21 protein-coding genes are annotated in these 19,398 nt (G+C 65.5%); 18 read left to right on the top strand and 3 right to left on the bottom strand.

Going from position 1 to position 19,398, the window contains the following annotated elements; genetic code table 11:
* Positions 1-75: 75 nt before the first annotated feature.
* On the top strand, positions 76-1,386 hold the full coding sequence (locus tag P1K30_RS14810) for a P-loop NTPase family protein (RefSeq protein ID WP_275633530.1): 1,311 nt from the start codon (positions 76-78) through the stop codon (positions 1,384-1,386).
* 116 nt (positions 1,387-1,502) lie between these two features.
* The gene (locus P1K30_RS14805) at positions 1,503-1,853 is read left to right on the top strand and encodes a RidA family protein (RefSeq protein WP_275633529.1); all 351 of its coding nucleotides are present in this window, start codon (positions 1,503-1,505) and stop codon (positions 1,851-1,853) included.
* A 102-nt stretch (positions 1,854-1,955) separates the two neighbouring features.
* On the opposite strand, the gene P1K30_RS14800 is transcribed toward P1K30_RS14805, so the two are convergent.
* The gene (locus P1K30_RS14800; RefSeq protein ID WP_275633528.1) at positions 1,956-3,461 is read right to left on the bottom strand and encodes an MDR family MFS transporter; all 1,506 of its coding nucleotides are present in this window, start codon (positions 3,459-3,461) and stop codon (positions 1,956-1,958) included.
* Between the two features lie 322 nt (positions 3,462-3,783).
* Between P1K30_RS14800 and P1K30_RS14795 the strand changes: the two genes are divergently transcribed.
* From P1K30_RS14795 to P1K30_RS14745, 11 genes are all read left to right on the top strand, one after another.
* Entirely contained in the window at positions 3,784-4,278 is a 495-nt protein-coding gene (locus P1K30_RS14795; RefSeq protein ID WP_275633527.1) for a MarR family winged helix-turn-helix transcriptional regulator, read from the top strand.
* 10 nt (positions 4,279-4,288) lie between these two features.
* Complete coding sequence (locus P1K30_RS14790) at positions 4,289-4,741, top strand: NUDIX domain-containing protein (RefSeq protein ID WP_275633526.1); 453 nt, start codon at positions 4,289-4,291, stop codon at positions 4,739-4,741.
* A gap of 39 nt (positions 4,742-4,780) precedes the next feature.
* A complete protein-coding gene (locus tag P1K30_RS14785; RefSeq protein WP_275633525.1) occupies positions 4,781-7,225 on the top strand; it encodes a ligase-associated DNA damage response DEXH box helicase in 2,445 nt (814 codons plus the stop codon).
* Positions 7,226-7,256: 31 nt separating this feature from the next.
* On the top strand, positions 7,257-7,946 hold the full coding sequence (gene pdeM / locus P1K30_RS14780; protein WP_275633524.1) for a ligase-associated DNA damage response endonuclease PdeM: 690 nt from the start codon (positions 7,257-7,259) through the stop codon (positions 7,944-7,946).
* Complete coding sequence (locus P1K30_RS14775) at positions 7,937-8,371, top strand: PaaI family thioesterase (RefSeq protein ID WP_275633523.1); 435 nt, start codon at positions 7,937-7,939, stop codon at positions 8,369-8,371. The genes pdeM and P1K30_RS14775 overlap by 10 nt, the downstream gene beginning before the upstream one ends.
* Before the next feature lies 1 nt (position 8,372).
* Entirely contained in the window at positions 8,373-9,494 is a 1,122-nt protein-coding gene (locus tag P1K30_RS14770) for a flavin-containing monooxygenase (protein ID WP_275633522.1), read from the top strand.
* 64 nt (positions 9,495-9,558) lie between these two features.
* On the top strand, positions 9,559-10,788 hold the full coding sequence (locus P1K30_RS14765) for an MFS transporter (RefSeq protein WP_275633521.1): 1,230 nt from the start codon (positions 9,559-9,561) through the stop codon (positions 10,786-10,788).
* A 56-nt stretch (positions 10,789-10,844) separates the two neighbouring features.
* On the top strand, positions 10,845-11,495 hold the full coding sequence (gene msrA, locus P1K30_RS14760; protein WP_275633520.1) for a peptide-methionine (S)-S-oxide reductase MsrA: 651 nt from the start codon (positions 10,845-10,847) through the stop codon (positions 11,493-11,495).
* Positions 11,492-12,037: a sugar O-acetyltransferase gene (locus P1K30_RS14755; protein WP_275633519.1), complete on the top strand. Its 546-nt coding sequence runs from the start codon at positions 11,492-11,494 to the stop codon at positions 12,035-12,037. The genes msrA and P1K30_RS14755 overlap by 4 nt, the downstream gene beginning before the upstream one ends.
* A gap of 42 nt (positions 12,038-12,079) precedes the next feature.
* Positions 12,080-12,952: a 50S ribosomal protein L11 methyltransferase gene (locus P1K30_RS14750; protein WP_275633518.1), complete on the top strand. Its 873-nt coding sequence runs from the start codon at positions 12,080-12,082 to the stop codon at positions 12,950-12,952.
* Positions 12,953-13,457: 505 nt separating this feature from the next.
* Positions 13,458-13,757, top strand: coding sequence for a hypothetical protein (locus P1K30_RS14745; protein ID WP_275633517.1), 300 nt, complete (start codon positions 13,458-13,460; stop codon positions 13,755-13,757).
* A 117-nt stretch (positions 13,758-13,874) separates the two neighbouring features.
* On the opposite strand, the gene P1K30_RS14740 is transcribed toward P1K30_RS14745, so the two are convergent.
* Positions 13,875-14,087 carry a DUF1127 domain-containing protein gene (locus P1K30_RS14740; protein ID WP_379560512.1) on the bottom strand — a complete coding sequence of 71 codons (213 nt, stop codon included), beginning with the start codon at positions 14,085-14,087 and terminating at the stop codon, positions 13,875-13,877.
* A gap of 317 nt (positions 14,088-14,404) precedes the next feature.
* On the opposite strand from P1K30_RS14740, the gene ruvC reads away from it, so the two are divergent.
* The 4 genes from ruvC (at position 14,405) to P1K30_RS14720 (ending at position 17,322) form a co-directional block, all read left to right on the top strand.
* The gene (gene ruvC, locus P1K30_RS14735) at positions 14,405-14,935 is read left to right on the top strand and encodes a crossover junction endodeoxyribonuclease RuvC (RefSeq protein WP_275633613.1); all 531 of its coding nucleotides are present in this window, start codon (positions 14,405-14,407) and stop codon (positions 14,933-14,935) included.
* Entirely contained in the window at positions 14,932-15,603 is a 672-nt protein-coding gene (gene ruvA, locus P1K30_RS14730; protein WP_275633516.1) for a Holliday junction branch migration protein RuvA, read from the top strand. The genes ruvC and ruvA overlap by 4 nt, the downstream gene beginning before the upstream one ends.
* Positions 15,604-15,606: 3 nt before the next feature.
* Positions 15,607-16,632: a Holliday junction branch migration DNA helicase RuvB gene (ruvB, locus tag P1K30_RS14725; protein ID WP_275633515.1), complete on the top strand. Its 1,026-nt coding sequence runs from the start codon at positions 15,607-15,609 to the stop codon at positions 16,630-16,632.
* Between the two features lie 63 nt (positions 16,633-16,695).
* Positions 16,696-17,322 carry a hypothetical protein gene (locus tag P1K30_RS14720; protein ID WP_275633612.1) on the top strand — a complete coding sequence of 209 codons (627 nt, stop codon included), beginning with the start codon at positions 16,696-16,698 and terminating at the stop codon, positions 17,320-17,322.
* 13 nt (positions 17,323-17,335) lie between these two features.
* Here P1K30_RS14720 and P1K30_RS14715 read toward each other — a convergent pair whose 3' ends face one another.
* Positions 17,336-18,877 carry a phospholipase D family protein gene (locus P1K30_RS14715; protein WP_275633514.1) on the bottom strand — a complete coding sequence of 514 codons (1,542 nt, stop codon included), beginning with the start codon at positions 18,875-18,877 and terminating at the stop codon, positions 17,336-17,338.
* Positions 18,878-18,969: 92 nt separating this feature from the next.
* Here P1K30_RS14715 and ybgC point away from each other — a divergent pair, with 92 nt between their 5' ends.
* Entirely contained in the window at positions 18,970-19,359 is a 390-nt protein-coding gene (gene ybgC, locus P1K30_RS14710) for a tol-pal system-associated acyl-CoA thioesterase (RefSeq protein WP_275633513.1), read from the top strand.
* The last annotated feature ends 39 nt before the right edge of the window (positions 19,360-19,398 follow it).

Here is a 19,398-nt window from a genome sequence, read left to right as displayed (position 1 = left end):
TCAACCTGTCAAGGGTCGCGACCGGAACACCCGGAGCAGATCGGGCCGCAAGGCCATATCGTTGGAGAGCAGTCGATGAACATGCAAGCCGCCCCGGTAATGGCGCCCCCGGCCCCGCGTAGCCTGGACGATACCGGCCTGCCCGTCGTGGTGATGCGTGACATCCTGCTGAAGACGATGTTCCGCCGCAATCTCGAGCAGGTGACAGAGCTTGCCCGCGTGCTGGCGCTGCCGGTTCAGGTCACGCAGGAACTGATCGACCTTTGCCGCACCCAGCGCCTGATCGAGGCGACAGGCACGCTGCACGCCAACTCTGGCGGCGAGATGGGCTATCAACTGGCCGACGCGGGCAAGGCCCGCGCGCTGGATGCGCTGTCGCAGTCGGAATACTACGGCGCGATGCCCGTTCCGTTGGAAGACTACGGCCAGCAGGTCAAGCGCCAGTCGATCCGCAACATTCACATGTCCCGCGACCAGCTGACCGGCGCGATGGGCCACCTGATCCTGCCGCCGACGCTGATCGACCAGCTTGGCCCGGCGGTCGGCTCTGGCCGGTCGATCCTGATGTACGGCCCGCCGGGCAACGGTAAATCCTCGATCTCGAACGGCATCCGCGACGCGCTGGGCGACACCATCTTCGTGCCGCGCGCCGTGTTCTATTCCGGTCAGGTGATCACGGTTTACGACCCCATCGTGCACACCGTCGCCGAAGAACTGGAAGACGATCCGACTCAGCTGCGCCGCACCTCGAACCGCTATGACCGGCGGTATGTCCTGTGCGAGCGTCCGACCGTGATCACGGGTGGTGAACTGTCCTTGGACATGCTCGACCTTGTCTACAACGCCACTTCGCGCACCTATCAGGCGCCGTTGCAGCTGAAATCCACCGGCGGCGTGTTCATCGTCGACGACCTTGGCCGCCAGAAGGAACCGCCGCAGGCGCTGATCAACCGCTGGATCGTGCCGCTGGAGGAATCGAAGGACATCCTTGCCCTGCAATCAGGCGAAAAGTTCGAGGTGCCGTTCGACACGCTGGTGATCTTCTCGACCAACTTCCACCCGAACGAAATCTTCGACAAGGCAGCCCTGCGCCGGATCTTCTTCAAGATCAAGATCGACGGGCCAAGCCAGAAGGACTTCCTCAAGATCTTCGCGCTGGTCGCGAAAAAGAAGAAGATGCCGCTGGACGAGAAGACGCTCGTGCACCTGATCAAGAACAAGTACCCGACGATCGACAACGTCTACGCGAACTACCAGCCGATCTTCCTGATCGACCAGATGATCGCCATCTGCGAATTCGAGGGCATCCCCTACCAGATGACCCCCGAATTGATCGACCGGGCGTGGGCGAACATGTTCGTGAAGGACGAGAAGATCGTGAAATAGGCAAAGCGCGAAGGAACGACCGCGCTTTCCCCGGCGTTCGCGCCATCCGCTCTGGACCTTGCCTCGGCCCCGCGTCTACATCGCCTCGGACTGAAACCCGAAGAACGAGGACCGACATGGCCGAGATCGAACGCAAACATACCAATGACCGCATGAGCCAGATCGTGACGCATGGCGACACCGTCTATCTGGCCGGCCAAGTCGGCACCGCTGGCGCGGACATCAAGACCCAGACGCAGGACTGCCTCGACAAGATCGACGCGCTGCTGGCCGAAGCCGGCTCTGACAAGAGCCACCTGCTGCAGGCGATCATCTGGCTGGCCGACATGCGCGACTTCAACGACATGAACACCGTGTGGGACGCTTGGCTTCCCGCTGGTGCCGCTCCGGCCCGTGCGTGCGGTCAGGCGAACCTTGCGGCGCCGAACATGATCGTCGAGATCACCGTCATCGCCGCCAAGGCCTGACCCCTAAATTGAAACAAGGGGGCCCGAGCATGCCCCCTTGTTCCACGAACGCGTCACCCGGACCTTCCTCGAACGGGCGGCGCTCATTAGGGCTCCTCCGCCCTACTCCGCCGGCACCGTGGCCGGCTCGTTCGAATTTCGGTCCGGCACGCGGTCCGACAGCGGCAACTCCACCATCAGCAGCGCGACAAGGCAGGCAAGGCAGGCCATGACCGCGCCGATCAGGAAGACCGGCTGAAGGGCGTGGGCGATGCCCAGTCCGACCTGCGCCTGCAGGTCCGGGTCCATCGCCGAGATCGCCTGCGCCGTCAGCGCTCGCGGGTTCGCCCCGCCCAGAGCCGACCCAAGCTCGCGCGTCAGCCCGTGCGAGAAGATCGCCCCGAACAGCGCTGTGCCCAGCGACCCGCCGATCAGCCGGAACATGTTGGCGCTTGCCGTGCCGACGCCGACCATGTTGCCGGGAACCGAGTTCTGGATCGCGGTCACCCCGACGCCCATCACCGGCCCGATGCCGATACCCGCCGCCATGACGCAAACGACGATCAGCCAGTTCGGCGTGGAGGGCGACAGCGTCGATAGCGCGCCCATCGCGACGGCCAGCAGCAGGGTCGAGAACACCGGCAGGATGCGATACCGTCCGGTGCGCGACATGAAGATGCCCGACAGGGTCGAGGCGGTGATCATGCCCAGCATCATCGGGAAGATGAACAGACCGGATTGGGCCGGGGAAAGTCCCTTCACGACCTGCATGAACATGGGAACGAAGGTGATCGTTCCGAACATGGCGACACCGATGATCGTGCCCACCGTGTTCGACACCACGAAGTTGTTGATCCGGAAAAGCTGCAACGGCAGCACCGGCTCCTTCGCGCGATATTCCGCAGTGATGAAGGCCCCGAGCGCGACGGCAAGCGCCGCGTACAGGGCCAACATCACCGGGCTCGTCCAGGGGACGGGATTGCCACCGATGCTAGCGATTATGACGGCCAGGGAGAGGGTTGCCGCCAAGAGTCCCGCGCCGGCATAGTCAATGACCGGTTTCCGGCGCGGTGGGAGAGACTCAAGCACGATGGCGAGAATGGTAAAGGCCACAAGGCCCAGCGGGACGTTCAGAAGGAACATCCAGCTCCAGTGGAAATGTTGAACGATGAAACCGCCAGCCAGCGGCCCGATTACGGTCGAGAAGCCGAACACGCCGCCGAGGAAGCCCTGATACCGGCCGCGTTGGCGCGGCGGCACGACGTCGGCGACAGTGGCCATCGAAACGACGATCAGGCCGCCGCCGCCAAGGCCCTGCACGAAGCGGCCCAGCACCAGCGTCCAGATGCTGCCCGCCGATGCGCTGAGCAGCGAGCCCAACAGGAAGACGCCGATGCCGATCTGCAGCACCCTCTTGCGCCCGTACAGGTCGCCAAGCTTGCCGAAGACCGGCGCGCCGACGGTGGCCGCCATCAGGTAGGCGGTGATCACCCATGTGATCTGGTCGAGACCGCCCAGTTCGCCGACGATGATCGGCAGGGCGGTGGTGACGACGGTTTGGCCCAGAGAGGCCAGCAATAGGACCGAAACGACGGCCACGAAGGTCAGCTTCAGTTTCGCTCGGTCCACGCCGTCAGGATGCGTATGCAAATCCTGTGACACGGTGTTTTCCTTAAAAAAATGTGGCCGAAGACAGGAAAACCGCGACTCGCGGCCTTGATGCCCTCGTGTTGGGACCATACTTGTGCTGCAATCAATTGCATGTCAATAGCATGTATTTGTAAAACTACGTTTCCGCCGTATGATACGGGCAGGATCAAAACTGGAGGACAGGGCCATACCGTCTCGGGATGAAGTCATCGCGGAGTTTCTAGCGTCAGCGGGAATCGCGCACAGCGTCACGGAAGATGCGCTCGACATCGACGCGTCGCTGCAAGCTTGGCGTCGCCGCGTGAACAAACGCGAGCTTGGCCGCGCCGCGCTACAGGCTTTCGGGCTGGATTCGGAAATCGATCTGCCGCAGCTGGACGTCCTGATCGCGATCTGGGCCCCGTCCAAGGAATTCGGCAAGGACCGCGAACCCGAGACGATGGTCGCAACGGTCGCACAGCGGCTGAACATCGACCCCTCTCGCGCGTCCCGCATGGTGTCCGACCTGATCGGCAAGGGGCTTGCCCGCCGCGCGGTCAGCCAGACCGACGCCCGGCGCACCATTGTCGAACTGACCGACCGGGGCCGCGCCATCGTCGACGCGGTGCGGCGGTTCAAATACCTCGTGATGGGCGAGTTCCTGTCCAGCTGGACCGAGGAAGAGCGCAAAACCTTCAAGCCCCTGCTGGAACGCTTCGTATCCTGGGCGGACGAGGCTTGGGCCATTGGCCCGGAACGCTTCGCCAAGGAAGTGAACGAGATCGCCGAGGGCCTCGCGCGCAAGTGCGCGTCCTGAGGCGGTCGCGATGAGGCACCGGATCTCGGCCGGGGCGCTGGTCCTGCGGGGCGAGACGGTGCTGCTTGCCCGGCACTTCAAACCCGGCCGCTATGATTTCTGGGCGCCGCCCGGCGGTGGCGTCGAGGGGGCCGAGGACCTGGCCGCCGCAGCCGAGCGCGAGTGCTTAGAGGAAACCGGCATACGCGCACGCAGCCGCAGCCTTGCCTACATCGACGAATTGATCGACGGCCACGGCCGGATGGTCAAGTTCTGGCACGTCGCCGACTATGTATCGGGAGAGATCGACGTGACCGCCAACCCGGCAGAGGACGAAGCGATCGCCGAAGCCGGCTGGTTCACGCGCGACGCCCTGCCCGCCGGGCACGTCTTCCCGGACGTTCTGCACGGCCGCTTCTGGACCGATCTCGCCGCCGGCTTCCCTGCCCCAGTCAAGCTGCCCCTCAAACAGTCGATCTTCTGAGGATCGACGCGGGCGGGGTGGCACCCTATCTCTGTCCGCATGGTCGCCCTGCCCTCTGCCTTCACCGACTGGTTCGCCTCCAAGGGATGGACCGTGCACCCGCACCAGCAGGCCATGCTGGACCGCGCCGATGCGCCTGCACTGATGCTGGTGGCGCCCACCGGGGGCGGCAAGACGTTGGCGGGGTTCCTGCCGACGCTGGCGGAACTGGCAGACGGCGGGCATCAGGGGCTGCACACGCTGTATGTCTCGCCGCTGAAGGCGCTGGCCTCGGACATCCGCCGCAACCTGTCCACGCCGGTCGAGGAGATGCGGCTGCCGATCCGGATCGAGGATCGCACCGGCGACACCTCGGCCACCCAGAAGAAGCGCCAGCGCGCCGACCCGCCCCACATCCTGCTGACCACGCCGGAAAGCCTTGCGCTGCTGCTTAGCTACGAGGACGCGCCGCGCATGTTCGCGGGGCTGCAGCGGGTGATCGTCGACGAGATCCACGCGCTGGCGGAATCGAAGCGCGGCGATCAGCTGATGCTGGGGCTGGCGCGGCTTCAGTCGCTGTGCCCGGACCTGCGCCGTGTCGGCCTGTCCGCCACGGTCGAGGATCCGCCGGCGCTGGCGCGGTTCCTTGCGCGGCATCCCGACCCTTGCGAGATCCTTCACGCCGACCCGGGCCCGGATGCCGACATCCGTATGCTGGAAACCGAAGAGCAACCGCCTTGGGCTGGTGGCGGCGGCGCCTATGCGATTCCGGCGGTGCTGGAACAGGTAAAGCGGCATAAGACGACGCTGATTTTCCACAACACCCGCGCGCAGGCCGAGATCTTCTTTCACAACCTGTGGCTGGCCAACGACGAGGATCTGCCGATCGGCATCCACCACGGCAGCCTTGCCCGCGAACAGCGCCAGAGGGTCGAGGCGGCCATGATCGCCGGAGAGCTGCGCGCCATCGTCTGCACCGGGACGCTGGACCTAGGCATCGACTGGGGCGACGTGGATCTGATCATTCAGGTCGGCGCGCCGAAGAACGTCAAGCGGCTGATCCAGCGGATCGGGCGCGCCAACCACCGCTACAATGCGCCATCGAAGGCGCTGTTGGTGCCCGCCAACCGGTTCGAAGTCGTCGAATGCGTCGCTGCGCTGGAAGCGGCAAAGGCGCATCAGCTGGACGGCGACCCGCGCGGCCCCGGCCCCCGCGACGTGCTGTGCCAGCAGATCCTGATCTCCGCCTGCGCCGGTCCAATCGACGCCGACGCGCTGTTTGCCGACGTTACTACTGCCGGGCCCTATGCCGCGCTGACGCGGGCACAGTTCGACGCCTGCCTCGATTTCGTGGCCACCGGCGGCTATGCGCTGCGGGCCTATGACCGCTGGCAGCGGCTAAAGCAGGCGCCCGACGGGACATGGACCCTGCGCGACCCGCGCGCGGCGCGGCAGATCCGCATGAACATCGGCACGATTCAGGACAGCGAGCTTGTGAAGGTCCGGATGCGCGGTCAGGGCAAACCGCTGGGCGAGATCGAGGAAGGCTTTGCCGCGACGCTGACGAAGGGCGACACTTTCCTGATGGCCGGGCGGATCGTCCGTTATGAAGGACTGCGCGAAACCACCGTCGAGGTGACGCGCACCAACCATTCCAAGCCCCGCGTCGCGACGTTCATGGGCACCAAGTTCGCCACCTCGACCCAGCTGTCGCACCGTATCCTGCGGATGTTCCAGCAGGACAGCTGGCCCGAGCTGCCCGACCACACCGCAGAATGGCTGTCGCTTCAGCGCGAGGTGTCGAAGATGCCCGAGGCCGACCGCCTGCTGGTCGAGACCTTCCCGTGGGACGGGCGCGAGCACGCCTGCATCTACGGCTTTGCCGGGCGCAACGCGATGCAGACGCTGGGCCTGCTGCTGACACAACGGATGGAGGTTCTTGGCCTGCACCCGCTGGGCTTCGTGTCCACGGATTACGCCGTGCTGATCTGGGGGCTGGACCGTCTGGAAGATCCTGCCGCGTTGTTCGAACCGGGCAACCTGCGTACCGCGTTCGAGACGTGGTTGGGCGGAAACGCGGTGATGAAGCGCACGTTCAAGGCCAGCGCGGTGATCGCCGGGCTGATCGACCGCCAGACCGGCGGCCAGCGCAAGACCGGCAAGCAGGCGACGTTTTCGTCCGACATCCTGTACGACACCCTGCGCCGCTACGACCCCGGCCACCTGCTGCTGGAGATCACGCGCGAAGAGGCGCTGAAGGGCCTCGTCGACTTCGGCCGCGTCGAGGAAATGCTGGACCGGACGCGCGGCCGCATCGACCACGTCGCGCTGGACCGGGTGACGCCGCTGGCCGCGCCGATGCTGCTGGAGGTAGGCAAGGTTCCGATCCAAGGCATGGCAACCGACCGGCTGGTGGCGGAAGAGGCAATGCGCCTGATGCAGGACGCGGGTCTGGACGAAAGCCAAAAGGCAAAACCCCGCCGGGGCTGGCGCGTGCCCTATTGACGACTGCCATGCGGCGTCGTCTATCTAGGGAATGCGAGCGGAACAATTACAGAACGAGCAGACGTTCACACTGGCCGGCGCGGAGCTGATCGCCCGGGGCACCGGCGCCCTTTGGTGGCCCGCTCAGCGGCTGCTGGTCGTCTCGGATCTGCACCTTGGAAAATCGGAACGCATCGCCCGGCGCGGCGGCAGCCTGCTGCCCCCGTATGAAACACAGGACACGCTGGCCCGGCTGGACGCCGAGATCGAATGGCTCGATCCGCGCAGCGTCGTGTGTCTTGGCGACAGCTTCGACGACGGTCTTGCGCGGGACGGGCTGGACACCGAGGCGGTCGATTGGCTCAACCGGCTGATGGCCGGGCGGCGCTGGGTCTGGATCGAGGGCAACCACGATCCCGGTCCCGTCAGCATCGGCGGCACGCATCTGGCCGAGCTTCAGCACGCCCCGCTTAGCTTTCGCCACATCGCGCGACCCGGCGCCAGCGGCGAGATTTCGGGACATTACCACCCGAAGGCCACGCTGCACGCCCGTGGCCGTGCCGTGACGCGGCCCTGTTTCCTGTACGACAGCGACCGGGTGATCCTGCCCGCCTTCGGCACCTACACCGGCGGGCTCAGGACCGACGCGCCCGCACTGGCCGGGCTGATGCGGCCAGAGGCGCTTGCGATCCTGACGGGGCCGTTCACCGCCGAGATCCCGATGCCGGGGCGATGCTCGTGAAACCCCGGTTCGACGGATACCGCGACAAGATCCGCGACAGCTTTGCCCGGCAGACCCTGATGGGCACCTTCGGCGCCCGGCTTGACGGGATCGAGCCCGGTCAGGTGACGATCAGCGCGCCCATCATCGACTCAACCAAACAACAGCACGGGTTCGCCCACGCCGCCGTCAGCTTCGGCATCGGCGACAGCGCGGCGGGATATTCGGCGCTGACACTGCTGGACGAAACCGACGAGGTGCTGACGGTCGAGATGAAGATCAACCTGCTGGCCCCTGCGCGGGGGGACCGGTTGCGCGCCGTCGGCCGGGTGATCAAGTCAGGCCGCCGCCTGATCGTCGTCGCCGCCGACGTGTGGGCCGACACCGGCAGCGACAGCACGCATGTCGCCGTGCTGCAGGGGACGATGATCCCCGTCCCGGCCTAACATGACGCGCAGCGCGATCGTCATCGGCGCTGGCCCATCGGGTCTTGCCACGGCGGTCTGCTTGCAGAAGGCCGGGTTCGAGGTTGCCGTCCTTGAACGGAACGACCGGATCGGATCGGCGTGGCACGACCACTACGACAGCCTGCGGCTTCACACCTCGCGCAAGACCTCTGGCCTGCCGGGGCTGCCTATTCCTGCCAGCGCGGGCAAATACCCATCGCGCGCCGACATGGCCGCCTATCTTGAAAGCTATGCGCAGACCTTCGATCTGGACGTCCGGCTTGGCTATGCGGTGGACAGGGTCGATCCCGAGGATGAGGGCTGGATCGTCCGCCACGAACACGGTGACGACTTCGCCGATGTGGTGGTCTTCGCGACGGGGCTGAACGGCCAGCCGAACCGTCCGGACTGGCCCGGCCTTGACGGCTTTCCCGGCCCGGTGATGCACGGGTCCGAGTATCGCAATCCACATCGGTTCCTTGACCGGAAGGTGCTGGTGGTGGGCTTCGGCAACTCTGGCGCCGACATCGCCACCGACCTTGCGGGCGCGGGCATCGCCACCGGCCTGTCGGTGCGGAGCCCGGTCAACATCGTCCCGCTTGAGATATTGGGCGTGCCTGTGACCTCTCTCAGCCTGCTGCGCCGCGCGCTGGGACCCGCCGCCGCCGACCGCCTGAGCGCCCCGGTGATCGAGACGCTGGTCGGCCGCCCCGAGGACTATGGCCTGCGCCGCGCGGACAAGGGGCCGGTGCGGCAGGTGGTCGAGGACGGACGCGTTCCGATGATCGACGTGGGCGTGCTGGCGGCGATCAAGGCGGGGCGGATCGCCGTCCATCCCGGCATCACGCGCTTCGACGACGGCACGGTCCATTTCGCGGACGACACGAACGCCACCTATGACACGCTGATCGCCGCCACCGGCTATCGTGTGGATCTGACCACCTTCCTGCCCGACGTCCCGGACGTTCTTGATGCCAGCGGGCGCCCCAAGGTCTCGGGCGGTCCCAGCGGGCGCAGGGGCCTGTATTTCTGTTCGTACCATGCTTCACCGAACGGCCAGCTTCGGCAGTCCGCGCAGGAGGCCGCGCAAATCGCGGACCACGCCGCACAGACCCACGGCTGAAGGACGCCGCAGCGCGGCAAAAATCCACTCGCCAAGGCTGGCGAATGCTCCTAAGAAACATGCCATGCGCATCCTTCCCCTTGCCGAGGCGCGGCACCTGCCCCTTTGGCAACGCCCCGTTTCCCTGCTGTTCCTCATGGCATTCGCCATGCCCATCGCCTTCGCGACGTGGTCGGCGCTGCTGAACAATTTCGTCATCGAGGTCGCGGACTTCACCGGGGTCGAGATCGGCTGGCTGCATACCGTGCGCGAGATCCCCGGCTTTCTGGCCATCGGGGTCATCGCGCTGATCATGTTCATGCGGGAACAGGTTCTGGGCGTCGTCGCGCTTTTGCTGCTGGGCGTCGCGACGGCAGTGACCGCGTGGTTCCCCAGCCTTGGCGGCATCCTGACGATCACCATGCTGTCGTCGATCGGGTTCCACTATTTCGAGACGGTGAACCAGTCGCTGCAGCTTCAGTGGATCGAAAAGGAAAAGGCGCCGCAGCTGCTGGGCTGGATCGTCGGCATCGGCTCTGGCGCGTCCCTGCTGGCCTATGGCCTGCTGGTGCTGACGTGGAAGACCTTCGAGCTTTCTTATAACTTCGTCTACCTCGTGTCCGGCGGCACGACCGCGCTGATCGCGCTGTTCTGTTTCTTCGCCTACCCCCAGTTCGAGGCGCCGAACCCGCAAATCAAGAAGATGGTCCTGCGCCGCCGCTACTGGCTGTACTACGCGTTGCAGTTCATGTCGGGCGCGCGGCGTCAGATTTTCACCGTCTTCGCCGCCTTCATGATGGTGGAACGCTTCGGCTTCGAGGTGCACGAGGTCACGGCGCTGTTCCTGATCAACTTCCTTGCCAACATGCTGTTCGCCCCCCTGATGGGCCGCGCCGTCGCCCGCTGGGGCGAACGCCGGGCGCTGGCGTTCGAATACTGCGGCCTTGCGCTGGTGTTTATGGCCTATGGCGGGATCTACTGGTTCGGCTGGGGCGTCGCGCTGGCGGCGGCGCTTTATATCGTCGACCACATCTTCTTCACCCTCGCGTTCGCGCTGAAGACCTACTTTCAGAAGATCGCCGATCCCGGCGACATCGCCCCCACGGCGGCCGTCGCCTTTACGATCAACCATATCGCGGCCGTCTTCCTTCCGGCGGTGCTGGGCTATCTGTGGATCGTGTCGCCGGGCAGCGTGTTCGTTCTTGCCGCCGCGATGGCTGTGACCTCGCTGTGTCTTGCGCTGATGATCCCGCGCCACCCGGCGCCTGGTAACGAGACGGTGTTCTCGGGCGGCCTGCCCGCGCCGGCAGAGTAGCAGCCGCGCCCGCCCTGCCCTATATGGGGGAGGACACCCAGGAAGGGAGACACGCGATGTTTACGCTCAAGCGCAAGAAGACCGAGATGGTGACCAAGGCAGACGCGCTGCCCGGTCGGCCGAACCCGATCCCCACCGCAGACACCCACTTCATCAACGGGCGCGACCTGAAGGCCTCGGTGCCCGACGGCATGGAAGAGGCGATCTTCGGCATGGGCTGTTTCTGGGGCGTCGAGCGCAAGTTCTGGCAGACCGACGGCGTTTGGCTGTCGATGGCCGGTTATGCCGCCGGGATCACCCCGAACCCGACCTACGAAGAGGTCTGCACCGGTCTGACCGGCCACAACGAGGTGGTTCGCGTAATCTACGACCCGTCGGTCGTCAGCTATGACGAGTTGCTGCAACTGTTCTGGGAGGGCCACGACCCGACGCAGGGAATGCGGCAGGGCAACGACATGGGCACGCAGTACCGGTCGGGCATCTACTATTTCACCGACGCCCAGAAGGCCGCGGCCGAGCGGACCAAGGCCGACTTCGCGCCGCGGCTGGCCAAGGCCGGATATGGCGACATCACAACGGAAATCCTGCCTGCGCCCACGTTCTTCTATGCCGAGGACTATCACCAGCAGTACCTCGCCAAGAACCCCGCCGGCTATTGCGGGCTGGGCGGCACCGGCGTGACCTGCCCGATTGGAACCGGTGCGTGACGAACGCGCTGCCGGGCGTCGAGGACGGCGCCTGGTACTCTTGCCTGACCGATGAACTGGAAGCCCTGCGCGCCAAAGCCCGCAGGGCCGTTCATGAGCATTCAAGCATGGATCCCGGCCAACGCGGGGCCTGTGGTCCGCGTCTGCGCGGCCTGCTGGGTGCGTTGGGCGACAACGCGATGATCGAGGCGCCGTTCCACTGCGCCTACGGTGTGAACATCCACATCGGCGATGGCGTCTATCTGAACGCCTTCTGCACCGTGCTTGACACCGCGCGCGTGGAAATCGGCGCGCGCAGCTTGCTGGGCCCCGGCGTCCATATCTATTGCGCCGACCACCACCACGACGCCGCTAAGCGCGCCGAGGGGCTGGAACGCGCCCTGCCCGTCACCATCGGCGCCGATGTCTGGATCGGCGGCCGCGCGGTAATCCTGCCGGGCGTCACCATCGGCGACGGCGCCCTTGTGGCTGCGGGCGCGGTGGTCAGCCGGGACGTTCCGGCCAATGGCAAGGTCGCGGGTGTCCCTGCACGACCCATCTGATCGCCGCTTGCAGAGAGCACGGCGCTGCCGCTATAGGGCGCCATGACCACCTGGACCGCATTGACGACCCTTAAGGGCAAGGACCGCGCCGAGGCGCTTGGCGAAGCTATGGAACGGCTGCAGCCGGAACCGACAGGCGTGGGGGTCTTCGAAGTCGAAGACGGCTCTGGCTTGTGGGAAGTCGGCGGCTATTTCACCGAACAGCCGGACGAGGCCGGACTGGCCTTGCTGACGGCAGCCTTCGGCGGCGGCGACTTCGTGATCTCCGAACTGCCGGAAACCGACTGGGTCGCCAAGGTTCGCCGCGAACTGGCACCGGTCGTGGCCGGGCGGTTCTTCGTCTACGGCAGTCACGACGCCGACAAGGTGCCCGAAGGGTCGATCGCCCTGCTGATCGAGGCGGCGATGGCGTTTGGCACCGGGCACCACGGCACGACGCTGGGCTGCCTGCGCGCCTTCGACCGTCTGATCGACGCGGGCCTTGTCCCGTCTCGGGCGCTGGATCTTGGCTGCGGCACCGCCGTTCTGGCGATGGCGGCCAAGCGCGCCTTCCCCGATGCGCAGGTCCTGGCCAGCGACATCGACGCCGTCGCGGTCGAGGTCGCCGAGGCGAACCTTGCGGCGAACGGCATGGCGGGCGAAGTCTCCTGCCACGAGGCCGCCGGGCTGGATCATCCGGCACTGGCCGCTGCCGCGCCGTACGACCTGATCTTCGCGAATATCCTGAAGGGTCCGCTGATCGACCTGTCGCCCTCGATCGCGCAGGCCACCGCCCCCGGCGGTGTCGCGATTCTGTCGGGCATTCTCAATGAACAGGCGGACGAGGTGATCGCGGTCTATTCCCAAAACGGATTCAATGCCGAGCACCGGGAAGAGATCGTTGACTGGACCACGCTGATTCTGCGGCGCGCCTGAAACGAATAGGGCGGAATTCCGCCCGTCCTCGTTTTGCGTCAAACTCTGGCCACATTTGAATTCAATGAAGCGTGCAACAGTTTCGCAGCGGTGGCTTTGCAGCCGGGCGCAGAACAAGGGCAGAGGAGGCCCGCAAGAACAGCCCGCCCCACGATCCGGCCCCGCGCCGCGACGACAGGAATTCCCGAATACTCCCGAGGAGTAGACTCTTCGTTCGGACTGGACCGCGCCACGCAAGTGTCGCGGTCTTTTTTTGGCCCCATTTCCGGGGTCCGAGTCGTAGGGTCAACCGGCGAGTGCGCGCAAGTTTAGAGAACAATTTCTAAGTAAAATTAGGACTGTTTCAAGTTAAAACAGAGCGACTCACCCTATGCGTGTAAATCTGTCCGGATTCGGGCAACACGCTCTGGTTGCCACATTTTCGCCCCAATTCGACAAGATTTTGCCCATGTCGCAACGACGCTGCCGCGTTCGACACTGGTTTTTAGTCTGCTGCTAGTGATCCATGAAACACGCTGTCCTAAGCCGCCCGGACCAATCGGTTGAAAGCTTCAACCATGACGGTCTCGAACTTGCCCGCCGGAAGAAGAGCCGTCGCTCTTTCCCGGTCGCGAAGCTGCTGCAGTTCATGCTGGCCGTATTCGCCTTCAAGATCTTCCTGTTCCTCCAGCTTGGCCCGGTGGCCTACGCCGAGAAGCGGAACGATCTTGCGGAAAGCGGGGCCTTCGGGCGCGTCGCCGCCGCGGCGATGGCGCTTGATCCGGTGTCACACAAGGTGGTGGACGCTATCAAATTCGTTCTCTGAGAAGGTGGGGGCCACAGAGAGCGAAAAAAGGGCCACGTTCCGATACGCGGAACGTGGCCCTTCGTTTATTCCGACCCGGACATCGACCGTTCGGCCCGTCCGGGAATGATGCCGCAATCAGCGGCGGCCGCGACGCGACACGTTGTCGATGTCACCGCGGTGAAGGCCAAGGTCGTCCAGTTCGTGGTCCGACAGGTGCGACAGGGCGTTGCGGGTCACGCGGGTGTCGTTCCACGCGGCAAAAATGCCGACAAACTGGCCGAACAGGCCGGCGGGACGCATTGCAGGGCGACCGTCGACAGTCGGGCGGGCGGTATCATAAAGAGCCATCAGCGATCTCCTCTTAGGCTGCACTTTTCAGCGGCGCATCATGCGTCGTGAAGCGGCAGTTAGAGATCGCGCTTCGCCCGAGCAAGCCGCAATTTTGCATGGAAGCCATGCTGTTTGCGCATATCTTGGGCGTTTTGAGAACTGCGTGTTTTTTATACGAATACGAACCGGCTTCAAGCGTCGCAAACGACATTTCGGGTGACGCATTCAAGCTGCAAAATCGGCATTCCTGCGGCACGCCTGTCCGAACCGGGCTTGGCGGATGTTCGCGTTTCGTGCTAAGTTTTCACAAACAAATGAGCGAGCAGGTGAGGCAGATGCGTGTTTTGGGGATCGACCCGGGCCTTCGCATGATGGGCTGGGGAATCATCGACGTGGCCGGAACGCGGATTTCGCATGTCGCAAACGGGGTGTGCCGGTCCGAGGGCAGCGACGACCTGGCGACCCGGCTGTTGTGCCTGCACGAACAGCTGACCGATGTGGTCGCACGGTTTGCGCCCAACACGGCTGCGGTCGAACATACCTTCGTCAACAAGGACAGCGCCGGGACGTTGAAGCTGGGTCAGGCCCGCGCCATCGCGCTTCTCGTGCCCGCTCAGGCTGGGCTGGACGTAGGCGAATACGCCCCGAACCAGGTCAAGAAGACCGTCGTCGGCGTCGGCCATGCCGCCAAGCAACAGATCGACCACATGGTGCGCCTGCAATTGCCGGGCGTCGACATCAGCGGCCCCGACGCCGCCGACGCGCTGGCCATCGCCTTGTGCCACGCGCACCACGCCCGGTCGTCGGGCCGGCTGGAGGCCGCGCTGCGCAAATCCGAAGCCCGCAGCGCACGGGGCGCGGCATGATCGGGCGCATCGCGGGACGGCTGGATTATCGCGGGACCGACCATGTACTGATCGACGTGGGCGGCGTTGGCTACGTCATCCATGTGTCGGACCGGACGCTGGCCGCCCTGCCCGGCCCCGGCGAGGCGGTCGCGCTGTACACCGATCTTCTGGTTCGCGAGGACCTGCTGCAGCTGTTCGGCTTCACCACCCCGCTGGAAAAGGAATGGCACCGGATGCTGATGTCGGTGCAGGGCATCGGGGCGAAGGCGTCGATGGCGATCCTTGGCACCCTTGGGCCCGAGGGCGTCAGCCGCGCGATCTCGTTGGGCGACTGGAACGCGATCAAGGCGGCCCCCGGCGTCGGCCCCAAGATCGCGCAGCGCGTGGTGAACGAGTTGAAGGACAAGGCCCACACGGTCATGGCGATGGGCGGTGCGGTGCCATCCGACACCGCCGAACTGGCCGAGGTGATCGAACCCGGCAGCTCTGCCGCGCCCCGCCCTGCCCCGAAACCCAAGCGCGCCTCTGGCGCGGCGGCCGCGCAGGCAGAGGCGCTGAGCGCGCTTACGAACCTTGGCTATGCCCCGGGCGAGGCTGCGGGTGCCGTGGCCGAGGCCGCGCAGAACGAGACCGAGACATCGGGCCTGATCCGCGCCGCGCTGAAGCTGCTGGCGCCGAAGGGATAAGCGATGACCGAACCGGACCCCACCCTGCGCCCCGACCGGCGCCCCGAGGATGTCGACCGCGCCCTGCGCCCGCAGGGTCTGACGGAGTTCATCGGACAGGCCGAAGCGCGCGCCAACCTGCGCGTGTTCATCGAAAGCGCCCGGCGCCGGGGCGAGGCGATGGACCACGCGCTGTTCCACGGCCCGCCGGGGCTGGGCAAGACGACGCTGGCCCAGATCATCGCGCGTGAACTGGGGGTGAACTTCCGCATGACCTCGGGGCCGGTGCTGGCCAAGGCTGGCGACCTTGCGGCGATCCTGACCAACCTCGAACGCAACGACGTCCTGTTCATCGATGAGATCCACCGCCTGAACCCGGTGGTGGAAGAGGTCCTGTACCCGGCGATGGAGGATTTCGAACTGGACCTCGTGATCGGCGAGGGTCCGGCGGCGCGGACCGTGCGGATCGAGCTTCAGCCCTTCACGCTGGTCGGCGCGACGACGCGGCTGGGCCTGCTGACCACGCCGCTGCGCGACCGCTTCGGCATCCCGATCCGCCTTCAATTCTACACCCCCGGCGAACTGTCCGAGATCGTCGCGCGAGGCGCGCGCCTGCTGGGCATCGACGCCGACGCGCAGGGCGTGTCCGAGATCGCCAAGCGCGCGCGTGGCACACCCCGGATCGCGGGGCGTCTGCTGCGCCGTGTGGTCGATTTCGCGGTGGTCGAGGGTGACGGCCGCATCGGGCAAGAGATCGCGGATGGCGCGCTGACGCGGCTGGGCGTGGATCACCTTGGCCTGGATGGCGCGGACCGCCGCTATCTTGGCATGATCGCCGAGAACTACGGCGGCGGCCCGGTGGGGGTCGAGACGATCAGCGCCGCGCTGAGCGAAAGCCGCGATGCCATCGAAGAGGTGATCGAGCCCTACCTGCTGCAGCAGGGCCTGATCCAGCGCACCCCGCGCGGACGGATGCTGGCGGCGAAGGCGTGGTCTCATCTTGGGCTGGACGCGCCGAAGGCGCCGGGACAGGACGACCTGTTCGAATAGCGCCACGGCGGCGGCCACGGGCTTGCTCAGGCGCGCCGCTCGGGCTAGCCCCGCATCATGACCCTGACGCCCGAAGATATCACCGCCCTGTTCACCCGCTCTGACGGCTCCTACCTGTTCGCCCGCTGGGGCCGCCCCATCGCGCCGATTGTTTTCGGCGTAGAGGATGCGACGCTTCAGGTCGTGAAGGGCGCGTGCGAGGCCGTCGTCGCGCTGGCCGGTCACAAGATGGCCGAAACCGACCCTGAGCTTGGCGCGAACCTGATGTTCTTCTTCTTCCGCGACTGGGCCGAACTGCTGGACGTGCCTGACCTTGGCCGGATGATCGAGGGGCTGACGCCCTTGGTCGACCGGCTGCAAGCGGCAGATGCGAACCAGTACCGCGTGTTCCGCTTCGATGCCGATGGCGCGGTGAAGGCCTGTTTCGTCTTTCTGCGGATGGACGCCGCCATGTCCGCCATCCCGGCAGAGGAACTGGCGCTTGGGCAAGTGGCGCAGTCGGTGCTGCTGTGGTCCGACACGGCCTTTTCGGCGCGCTCGCCGCTGGCGGTCGCGGGCGGCAAGGTCATCCTGCGACCCGAAATCGCGGGCGTGATCGCCGCAGGCTATGACCCGGTGATGCCGGCGGTGGCGCAGGACCCCAGCCATGCGCTGCGCCTGTTCGCCCGTATGTCCGCCGCCGGCGCCTAGGCCACGCCGCCGGTTACAGCAGCCACTCGATCGGCAGCCACGAAATGACGCGAACGGCGATGCGCAGCGGCACCGTGGTGTTCGGTTCGGTGTCCCACGTCGTCACCTCTCCGCTGGCGTTCGTTTCGCTCCATTGCAGGGAACCGTCTTCGGTCTCGCTCACCTGATACGTCAGGCCCGAAAGGTTGTCGTCCAGCCAGCCCGAGATACGCTCGGCCAGCGCAGGGCTGTCGATCAGAAAGCCCATCTCTGTGTTCAGCCGCCGCGACCGTGGATCGAAGTTCATCGACCCGATGAAGGCACGCTGGCGGTCGACCGCGAAGCTTTTGGCGTGAAGCGCCGCGTCGGACAGATCAGACAAGCCGAACTCACTTAGGCTGCGTTCCCCTTCCGCCGCGCTGCGAAGTTCGAACAGATCGACCCCGCCGCGCAACAGCGGCACGCGATCCTCGATATAGCCCGAATGCACCGGCACCACGTCCGTGGCCTCCAACGAATTGGTCAGCACCCGCACGGCCACGCCATTCTCGGCAAAGGACACCAAGCGGTCGGTCGCCGAGGGGCCTGCGATGAAATAGGCGGACATGATGTCGAACGAGATTTCCGGCTCGCCGATGGCCTCCAGCAGGGTGCGCATCATCGGCGTCTCGGCTGCCTCGCCCAGCCCTTTGGCGGGATCGTCGCTGAACAACTGCGCAGGCACCCACTCGAACGGCACCGTCTGGTTGCGCAGGTTGTCGAGCAACGCCGCGCCCTGCACGGCTTCGGCGTACTCCTGCCCTTCCTCCGAGGTGCGGTTCTCGGCGTCCCGGCGTTCCAATCGGTCGGCCCAGTCGTCTTGAAAGGTCACCAGATCCGCGATCGCATAGGACGACCCGCTGGCCCAATAGCGGTTGAAATCCTCGGTCACCGCGTCCGCCGCAGGCCCGATCGCCAGCACGTCGAGGTCGATGTACTGGTTGTCCCCCTTCGCGAAATAGATGTCGCCCACGTTTCGCCCGCCGACGATGGTGGCGCGGCGGTCGAAGGTCATCGATTTGTTGTGCATCCGCCGGTTCAGGCGGAAGAAATCGAAGGCGTAGTTCAGCGGACGCCATGTCCGGAACGTGAAGGGATTGAAGATCCGCACTTCGGCGGTCGGCAGCGCGTCCAGCGCCGAAAGCTCGGGGTCCAGCGTGGGCGTGCCGTTGTCATCGACCAGCAGCCGCACGGTCACGCCACGCTTTGCCGCCGCTTGCAGTTCGGCCAGCAGGCGAAGGCCCGTCAGATCGTCGTGCCAGATATAGTATTGCGCGTCGATGCTGGCCGTCGCCGAACGCGTCAGAACCACGCGGGCCGCAAAGGCGTCCAGCCCGCTTTCCAACGCGACGATGCCCGAAACATCCGGATGCGCGGCTGTCTGCGCGCCGACCAGCCGGGTCAGCTCTGTCTCGGTCGGATCGGGCAGTTCGCCGGTTTCGGGAAGGTCCGGCAGCGGATACATCACGCGCAACGCCACCACAGCCAAGGCGAACACCGCGATCAGCCCGCCCAAGACCTTCAGAACCTTCACCATCCACCCGCCTTCCCTGTCGTGCAGAGCCAAACTAGATTGGCGGCGGCCCCCAGCAATGGCAATTGCCGTGCCGGGGAAGGAAGCGAGGCAAAATGACCCACGAATACCGCTGTCGCGTCTACTATGAGGACACCGACCTTGCCGGCATCGTCTATTACGCGAACTACCTGAAGTTCATCGAACGCGCCCGGACCGAGATGGTCGAGGCGATGGGTATCGACCAACGCGCCCTGAAGGAGGAAACCGGCACTGTCTTTGCAGTGCGGCGGGTCGAGGCCGACTATCTGTCGCCCGCGCATTTCGGCGACACCCTGACGGTCGAGACGACAACCGCGGACACAACGGCGGCGCGGCTGGTGCTGCGGCAGGACGTCAAACGCGGCGACACCCTTCTGTTCTCGGCCAGTGTGACCCTTGTTGCGCTCACGTCCGCCGGGCGGCCAGCGCGGCTTCCGGCAATTCTCCGCCAAATTTCGGCCTGAACACGCGCTCGTGTCTTCCACTTGCAGTGATTCTGGATT

This window comes from Psychromarinibacter halotolerans, assembly GCF_029168315.1.
Classification (GTDB): domain Bacteria; phylum Pseudomonadota; class Alphaproteobacteria; order Rhodobacterales; family Rhodobacteraceae; genus Psychromarinibacter; species Psychromarinibacter halotolerans.
The sequence above is the reverse complement of the archived record's forward strand: the minus strand, read 5'-3'. Positions and strand labels throughout refer to the sequence as shown.